Annotated in this window: 1 protein-coding gene and 1 pseudogene; one reads left to right on the plus strand and one right to left on the minus strand. The window is 57.8% G+C overall.

Going from position 1 to position 1540, the window contains the following annotated elements; genetic code table 11:
- Positions 1-466 (plus strand): annotated as a pseudogene (locus A3754_RS23065) (AMP-binding protein); the annotation flags it as partial.
- Between the two features lie 543 nt (positions 467-1009).
- On the opposite strand, the gene A3754_RS23070 reads toward A3754_RS23065, so the two are convergent.
- Positions 1010-1540: TPM domain-containing protein (locus A3754_RS23070; RefSeq protein WP_063521453.1), on the minus strand; the 531-nt coding region annotated here is incomplete at its 5' end.

Here is a 1540-nt window from a genome sequence, read left to right on the forward strand (position 1 = left end):
CAAACTGGCCATTGGCGAAGTGGGCGAACTGGTGANCCGCGGGNCGCAAGTGATGCAGGGTTACTGGAATCGTCCGGAAGAAACGGCCAAGTCCATGAAGGACGGTTTCTTCCGCACCGGTGACGTGGGTGTAGTGCAGGAAAATGGCAATATCAAGATTGTCGATCGCCTGAAAGACATGATCATCGTCTCCGGTTTCAACGTGTACCCCAACGAAATCGAGGACGTACTGAGTCGTCACCCCAGCGTTGTGGAAGCGGCCGTGGTCGGCAAGCCTGACGACAAGACCGGCGAAGCCGTGTGTGCCCATGTGGCCCTGTCGGAAGACGTTCCGGTGGACGACATTATTGCCTTCTGCCGCGAGGAGCTGACCGCCTACAAGGTGCCCAAGCACGTGATCGTGCATGCGGAATTGCCCAAATCCACCGTGGGCAAAATTCTGCGCCGCGAACTGCGCGACCAGTAATTTTCAAGGCTTACATTACGGCGCCGTCTCTGCTGCGTGAACGCAGTCAGAGCGGCGCCGTTTTTTTAGGCTCTTCACGGACGAGAGTGAATAACACGCTTCTCGCCATCTGATCGGTTCGCGAATACCCGGCACTTTGCCAAACGCTCGGCGCCCGGCCTGCCCCTTCTGCGGTGCGTTGTAGATATTGTGGGAGAGGATGCTTGCATCCCGACTGTACTCTTGGTCACCTCTGCCCCCCTTGCTACTGCGAGAAGGAGCCTGCCACACTCCAACGTTATTCGTGATGCAAGCATCACTACCCACAAAATCAGTAGAAGCCGTGCTGTTGGGCGTTTTACAGAGGCTCCCCAGTTCGTCGCTTTAGCCTTCCAGCGCATCAGCCGACTTATTTAACCTCGAGCATCAGGCGTTTGGCATCCAGCAATGCCGGCATTTCTGGCAACGCCATGATCAATCAGGCACAACCGGTGTTTTTCACGTTCATCCGCAAAGAACCATAAAAAAGGGGCCACATGGCCCCTTCTTGAACATTACCCGAAATCAGAGAATAACCAGATGATTGGGCAATTCGTTTTTCTGCTCAGTGGCGGGCACATGAGCAGCCAGTTTATCGCCACAAGCGGCCACGCACTCCTGGAACCCCTTCGCCACGTCACCGCGTTTCAGGTGCGCGATAAAGGCATCCACCATGCTTTGCCACTCGCTGTCCGGCACATGCTGGGCGATCCCCTGATCCGCAAGGATCTCCACATAATGCTCGGCTTCGCTGACAAAGATCAGCACGCCGGTGGCGCCCTTGGTGCGATGCAGCCCCTGCTGCAGAAACGCCTGGCGCGCCAGACTGGCGGCGCGGGCTTGCTGCAAACGCCGGGGCACCAGCCGGAACTGGATTGGCTTCANGCGGAACAGCACCGCCAGCACCAGCAACACGCCCCACTGCAGCAGCAAGGCTTCAAACGGAGTCAGCCACACGGGCAGGAACAACAGTACCGCCGGCACCAGCAACGATAACAGCGCCGCCCACATGACCGTTACGTAACGGTAATCGTCGGCCTGCCGGGCCAGCACGGT

It is taken from the genome of Alcanivorax sp. HI0083 (assembly GCF_001635175.1).